The 6,141-nt window shown below is 68.0% G+C and carries 8 protein-coding genes; 6 read left to right on the forward strand and 2 right to left on the reverse strand.

Annotation, left to right across the window (positions count from 1 at the left end; translation table 11 throughout):
• The first annotated feature begins 17 nt into the window (after positions 1 to 17).
• On the forward strand, positions 18 to 1,229 hold the full coding sequence (locus HS99_RS20090) for a dipeptidase (RefSeq protein ID WP_030290962.1): 1,212 nt from the start codon (positions 18 to 20) through the stop codon (positions 1,227 to 1,229).
• An 11-nt stretch (positions 1,230 to 1,240) separates the two neighbouring features.
• Here HS99_RS20090 and HS99_RS20095 read toward each other — a convergent pair whose 3' ends face one another.
• Entirely contained in the window at positions 1,241 to 1,486 is a 246-nt protein-coding gene (locus HS99_RS20095) for a CoA-binding protein (RefSeq protein WP_078938424.1), read from the reverse strand.
• A gap of 17 nt (positions 1,487 to 1,503) precedes the next feature.
• On the opposite strand from HS99_RS20095, the gene HS99_RS20100 reads away from it, so the two are divergent.
• The 4 genes from HS99_RS20100 to HS99_RS44165 all read left to right on the forward strand — a co-directional run bounded on the left by HS99_RS20100 (position 1,504) and on the right by HS99_RS44165 (position 4,001).
• Positions 1,504 to 1,929 (forward strand): CoA-binding protein, encoded by a 426-nt coding sequence (locus HS99_RS20100; RefSeq protein ID WP_030290958.1) that lies wholly within the window; start codon positions 1,504 to 1,506, stop codon positions 1,927 to 1,929.
• Positions 1,930 to 2,265: 336 nt separating this feature from the next.
• Positions 2,266 to 2,532 (forward strand): hypothetical protein, encoded by a 267-nt coding sequence (locus tag HS99_RS44155; RefSeq protein WP_141763770.1) that lies wholly within the window; start codon positions 2,266 to 2,268, stop codon positions 2,530 to 2,532.
• A gap of 6 nt (positions 2,533 to 2,538) precedes the next feature.
• Complete coding sequence (locus HS99_RS44160) at positions 2,539 to 3,612, forward strand: putative T7SS-secreted protein (protein ID WP_141763771.1); 1,074 nt, start codon at positions 2,539 to 2,541, stop codon at positions 3,610 to 3,612.
• An 8-nt stretch (positions 3,613 to 3,620) separates the two neighbouring features.
• Positions 3,621 to 4,001, forward strand: a complete 381-nt coding sequence (locus tag HS99_RS44165) for a DUF6188 family protein (RefSeq protein ID WP_141763772.1) — start codon at positions 3,621 to 3,623, stop codon at positions 3,999 to 4,001.
• A 444-nt stretch (positions 4,002 to 4,445) separates the two neighbouring features.
• Here the strand turns inward: HS99_RS44165 and HS99_RS20110 are convergent, their stop codons facing one another.
• The gene (locus HS99_RS20110; RefSeq protein ID WP_030290956.1) at positions 4,446 to 5,783 is read right to left on the reverse strand and encodes a UDP-glucose dehydrogenase family protein; all 1,338 of its coding nucleotides are present in this window, start codon (positions 5,781 to 5,783) and stop codon (positions 4,446 to 4,448) included.
• Positions 5,784 to 5,990: 207 nt separating this feature from the next.
• On the opposite strand from HS99_RS20110, the gene HS99_RS41415 reads away from it, so the two are divergent.
• Positions 5,991 to 6,141, forward strand: a 151-nt coding sequence (locus HS99_RS41415) for an acyl-CoA dehydrogenase family protein (RefSeq protein WP_141763773.1), incomplete at its 3' end; no start/stop codon positions are given.

Genomic DNA, 6,141 nt, shown 5'->3' on the forward strand with positions numbered 1-6,141 from the left:
GGGGTAGAACAGCCCGTATGACTTCTCAGACGGACTCCGCCACCCCGCTGGCCGCCGCCCGGGCCCTGCTGCGCACCGCCCCCGTGGTGGACGGTCACAACGACCTCCCCTGGGCGATGCGCGAGCAGGCCGGGTACGACCTCGGCGCGCTCGACCTCGCCGCCGACCAGAGCGACCGCCTGCACACCGACCTCGCCCGCCTCGCGGAGGGCGGGGTCGGCGCGCAGTTCTGGTCCGTCTACGTCCCCGCCTCGCTGGCCGGCGACCACGCGGTCTCCGCCACCCTGGAGCAGATCGACTTCGTCCACGCGCTGGTCGAGCGCTACCCGGACCGGCTGCGCCTCGCCCGTACCGCCGCCGACATGGAGGCCGCTCGCGCCGAGGGCCGGATCGCCTCGCTGATGGGCGCCGAGGGCGGCCACTCGATCGACTGCTCGCTGGCCACCCTGCGCGCCCTGTACGAGCTGGGCGTCCGCTACCTGACGCTCACCCACAACGACAACGTGCCGTGGGCCGACTCCGCGACCGACGAGCCGGTGGCCGGCGGGCTGACCCGCTTCGGCGAGGAGGTCGTCCGGGAGATGAACCGGCTCGGCATGCTGGTCGACCTCTCGCACGTCTCCGCCGACACCATGCGGGACGCCCTGCGGGTCACCGAGGCGCCGGTGGTCTTCTCGCACTCCTCGTCCCGCACGGTCTGCGACCACCCGCGCAACATCCCGGACGACGTGCTCGCCCAGCTGCCCGCCAACGGCGGAGTGGCGATGGCGACCTTCGTCCCGAAGTTCATCCTGCCCGCCGCCATCGAGTGGACCCGGGCCGCCGACGAGAACATGCGCGCCCACGGCTTCGACCCGCTGGACACCACCCCGCCGGCCATGGAGCGCCAGCGCGCCTTCGAGGCCGCCAACCCGCGCCCGATCGCCACCCCGGCCACCGTCGCCGACCACCTCGACCACATGCGCGAGGTCGCGGGCATCGACCACATCGGGATCGGCGGCGACTTCGACGGCACCGCCTTCCTGCCGGACGGCCTCGACTCGGTGGCCGGATACCCCAACCTGGTCGCCGAACTCCTCGGCCGCCACTGGTCGGAGGCCGACCTGTCCAAGCTGACCTGGCACAACGCCGTCCGCGTCCTGCACGACGCCGAGTCGGTCGCCACCTCCCTGCGGGCGAGCCGCCGGCCCTCCATCGCCACCATCGCCCAGCTGGACGGCGACGCCTGAGGCCTGACGGCTCAGCCCAGCCGCGGGATCTCGATGGCCGGGCACCTGTCCATCACCATCGAGACCCCCGCGGCCCGGGTCCGCCCGTACGCGGCCTCGTCGACGACCCCGAGCTGGAACCAGACAGCCTTCGCCCCGACCGCCACCGCCTGGTCGGCCACCTCCCCGGCCAGCGAACTGTTCACGAACACGTCCACCACGTCGGGAATGGCCGGGTGAGCAGTGGCGCTGGCGTGAGGTGAGTTCTCGGTACTCAGCTGCGAGGAGGCAGGGCATGTACGGCGACCCGGAGACGGTCCGGAAGATCCTCACCGAGCTGGGTGACACCTGGGCCGTCGTGGGCCTCTCGTCCAACCAGCGACGGGCGGCCTACGGCGTGGCCGAGGTCCTGCAGCGCTTCGGCAAGCGCATCGTGCCGGTGCACCCGAAGGCAGAGACGGTCCACGGCGAGAAGGGGTACGCGTCCCTCGCGGACATCCCGTTCGAGGTCGACGTCGTGGACGTCTTCGTCCGGTCCGACCTCGCCGGTGACGTCGCGGATGAAGCGGCCACCATCGGCGCCAAGGCCGTCTGGTTCCAGCTGGGCGTGATCGACGGGGCGGCGTACGAGCGGACGCAGGCCGCGGGGCTTGCCATGGTGATGGACAAGTGCCCCGCCATCGAGATCCCCCGGTTGGGCCTGGCTCGCCAACGCCGTTAGATCTTGCGAGCCTTGGGAGGTTTGGCGGCAGCGCTCCGACTGGCAAGCCTCCTGATCTCAATCAGGTGCACTTCGATACCGGAGCTTGTGGCCGGGAGCGGCGGAAGGGCCCGATGTGGCGCTCAGGTGCTGGCGGTGTCACTCGACCTGCTGCAGCCACGACAGCTCTGAGATCGTGGTCGGCAGATGTGTTATCGAACCCGAACGCAGAGTCCTTGTCGTGTGGATGAGCCGATGATTTGATGAGTCGGATCGTTCGATCGGCCAGACACGGGGGTGGAGATGGCTGAAGGGTATCGGGTTGACCTCCATGCGTTACGGGAGGCAGCCGCAGGCGTGAACGGCACGATCGGCAAGGCTGCCAAGCAGCGCGTGAGTGATATCCCGCATGACGAGTCGGCGATTGGCAATCATGAACTGGCCGGTACGCTAGGTGATTTTCTCAGCCGATGGCAGCGCGGTGTCGATAATCTCACGAAGGACGGCCAGGAGATTTCGGCAAGGCTATCGGCCAGCGTGAAAGCCTATAGTGATGCGGAACAGGCGGCGCATGGCGATCTCAATGGAATCCTGCAGAAGAGCGGGACTGATCCGGGGGGTTAAGTAGCCGTGGCAGATCTCGGGCAAACGAACGATCCGAAGGCGCTGATACCCGGGGATAGCGGATCGATAGCCCATACTGAGTCGGCGCTCCGAGAGTACGGCGATTTCCTTCATATCGCTGGCGAGGGCCTCAGTCGCATCAACACCAGTGATGGGTGGAGCGGAGAAGCTGCTGACGCTTTCCACAAAGTATTCCACGGCCAACCCGGGAAATGGCTGCAAGCAGGCGATGCATTCCACGATGCGGCTGGGGCTCTGGGTAGCTATGCATCCACTCTGGACTGGGCACAGGGCGAGGCGACTGACGCTCTAAGATTATGGAGCGCCGGCGAAGCGAACCAGCAGGCTGCTCGCGACAAGCTGGCGAATGCCCGGAACCAACTCGCCGGGGCCGCCGGTACCGCTGGCGCCATCATAGGTAAGGCGCGCGACCTAGCTCCTCCGAAGCCGGGGTTCTGGTCGCAGCTGGGCGACGACATCGGTGATTTCTTCTCCGATGCCGGAGATTTCGCCAAGGACCTCGGCGAGACAGTGGTGAGCGACCTGGCCTCGGTCGGCAATGCCATGGTGCACGATCCCGGGTCGGTTGCCGAGATGGCCGGAGGTCTTGCACTGACCACGCTCGGTGTCGGCGGCGAGGTGCTCGGCGTCGCACTGGATGCCACCGGAGTCGGTGCCGTCATTGGAGTGCCCGCGAACGTGGTTTCGGCGGGGGCCATCGCAACTGGTGTCGGCTTGATGGGTATGGGTGCGTCGAACATCGCCGAGGATGCGGCTGGCCCGGACCGCGTCAACATGAACTCCGACAGCGGTGGCGGCGGTGGTGGTGGCGGTGGGGTTCCGCGATCCTACAAGTCAAACGAGGGTGCCATCGGCCAGGAACTGGGCTATTCTCGGAAAGACATCAAGCTTGCAATTCACGCAGTAAAAAACAAGCCAGGATGGCGCGGTATCGGCGGCAACAAGAACCCGGACGTTGTCGTTGATACGAGTACCGGGGAAGTCTACCCGAAACTTCCCGATGGAAGCCCGGCTGATGACAGTATCGGGAATGTATTTGACTACCTGCCAGAGGAATAGCGGCGCACATGTCGAATGAAATTAGTGAACTTGCTGATCGGTGGATCCTCCCGCTGCGGGGCCATCGTGTGGTGGATATCGCCTGGGGTGATGAGCTTCGTTTCCTGCTTGAGCCATCCGGCGAGGTTGTCGTTGGCTGCGGGGCCCTGTGGACAGAAGGCCCGGTGACGGCTCCAGGAGCCCGCCCCACGGCACTCGATCAGTGTGACAAAGGACGGGTTCAGCAGACCACGGGTGCAAGCGTCCTGTCGGCTGTCGGCTTCAAGAGCGGTGCGCTGCGTGTGGTGTTCAGCAACGGGTGGCACCTGAATGTGAAGTCTGAAGGGCCGTTCGTTCCCGCATCGGTGAGATCAGGCGACACCGTCATGTGGGAGCGCGCTCGCCCCTGAGCGGCCTGGAATCATAAGAGGCAAGTGAGAGCCCTTGGCCTCGACGTTTCGGGGCGGACCCTGGGTTCATCCGGCGACCCGTTCCAGCATCGCGTCCAGTGACGGACAGTCCGGTCGAACCTCCGCGAAGGTGCCGTGGCCCCGACCGACAGTAACAACTTGGGCTCTCTCTCCTCGGTAGGAGAGAGAGCCCAAGGTATTTCCGTCATCGGTCAGGCTGTGAGGAGTTCGCGTGCCCGGTCGTTGAAGTCGGCTACGAGGGCGTGGCGGCCGAACGGGGATCTCGCGGACCGTCGCTTCGTCGCCGTAGTTCGTCATGCCGGTCCCAACCGTGCGCGCCGGAGGGCGATTCCCGGCTCAGAGAGGATCTTCGCATACGGTTCGAACGCGTTCGACGGAGTCTGCGTCCGGGCGGGCCGGCGGGTCGGGGCCCTGGGGCCGGGATCAGCTGGGGCGGCCGAGGGCGCGGTAGGTCCAGCCGGCGGCGCGCCAGACTTCGGCGTCGAGGACGTTGCGGCCGTCGAGCAGGCGGCGTTCGGCGACGACGGCGCCGAGCTCGGCCGGGTCCAGCTCGCGGAACTCGGCCCACTCGGTGAGGTGGAGGACGACGTGGGCGCCCTCGGCGGCCTCCAGGGCGGAGTCGGCGTAGGCCAGGGACGGGAACATCTTGCGGGCGTTGTCCACGGCCTTCGGGTCGTAGACGGTGACCTGGGCGCCCTGGAGCTGGATCTGCGCGGCCACGTTGAGGGCGGGGGAGTCCCGGATGTCGTCCGAGTTGGGCTTGAAGGCGGCGCCGAGGACGGCGATCCGGCGGCCCAGGAAGCCGCCGCCGCACTGCTCGCGGGCCAGCTCGACCATCCGCGAGCGGCGCCGCATGTTGATCGAGTCGACCTCGCGCAGGAAGGTCAGCGCCTGGTCGGCGCCGAGCTCGCCGGCCCGGGCCATGAACGCCCGGATGTCCTTGGGCAGGCAGCCGCCGCCGAAGCCGAGGCCGGAGTTGAGGAACTTGCGGCCGATCCGCTCGTCGTGCCCGAGCGCGGTGGAGAGCAGGGTGACGTCCGCGCCGGCGGCCTCGCAGACCTCGGCCATCGCGTTGATGAAGGAGATCTTGGTGGCCAGGAAGGAGTTGGCGGCGGCCTTCACCAGCTCGGCCGTCGCGTAGTCGGTGACCAGGAACGGCACCCCGGCGGCGATCGGGTCCGCGTACACCTCGCGCAGCAGCTGCTCGGCCCGCTCGCTCTGGGCGCCGACCACGATCCGGTCCGGGCGCAGGGTGTCCTGGACGGCGAAGCCCTCGCGCAGGAACTCCGGGTTCCAGGCGAGTTCGGCGGCCTCGCCGACCGGCGCCAGCGCGGCCAGCCGTTCGGCCAGCCGGGCCGCCGAGCCGACCGGCACGGTGGACTTGCCGACCACCAGGGCCGGGCGGGTCAGGTGCGGCGCGAGGTCGTCGATCGCGGTGTCCACGTACGACATGTCGGCGGCGAACTCGCCCTTGCGCTGCGGGGTGTTGACGCAGATGAAGTGGACGTCGCCGAACTCGGCGGCCTCCTTGGCGGAGGTGGTGAAGCGCAGCCGCCCGGTCGAGCCCTCGTGGCCGGCCACGTGCTTGAGCAGCAGTTCGGACAGGCCCGGCTCGTACATCGGCACCCGGCCGGCGGTGAGCATGGCGATCTTGTCGGGGTCGATGTCCAGGCCCAGCACCTCGAAGCCGAACTCGGCCATCGCGGCGGCATGCGTGGCGCCGAGGTAGCCGGTGCCGATCACGGAGATGCGGAGGGTCACGGGTTCCCCTTAGTGCGGGTTCGACCAGTAGAGGGTGCCCCTGATGCTATCCGCCCGAGCCGGGTGGCCACCGTTCGCCCGCACGCCGAGGACGCTAGGCAGCCGCAGGTCGGAGCCCTAGGATCTCTACTGAACGGTAGTTAACCGCGATTCGACTCGGATCGGACGTCGTCCGGACGTCGGTCACTGGACCACGAGGCAGGCATCATGGCGGGCAGCGCAGGGGCGGCTGACTTCGATCTCTTCCGTATCTCCGAGGAGCACGAGATGCTCCGTGAGGCGGTGCGTTCGCTGGCCGAGGCGAAGATCGCTCCGTTCGCGGCGGAGGTGGACGAGCAGGGGCGTTTCCCGCAGGAGG

The sequence above is a fragment of the Kitasatospora aureofaciens genome (assembly GCF_001188955.3).
GTDB lineage: Bacteria > Actinomycetota > Actinomycetes > Streptomycetales > Streptomycetaceae > Kitasatospora > Kitasatospora aureofaciens.

Coding starts and splice junctions, on each gene's coding strand:
- HS99_RS20090 (WP_030290962.1), top strand. CDS start 18: ATGACTTCTCAGACGGACTCCGCCACCCCGCTGGCCGCCGCCCGGGCC.
- HS99_RS20100 (WP_030290958.1), top strand. CDS start 1,504: ATGTACGGCGACCCGGAGACGGTCCGGAAGATCCTCACCGAGCTGGGT.
- HS99_RS44165 (WP_141763772.1), top strand. CDS start 3,621: ATGTCGAATGAAATTAGTGAACTTGCTGATCGGTGGATCCTCCCGCTG.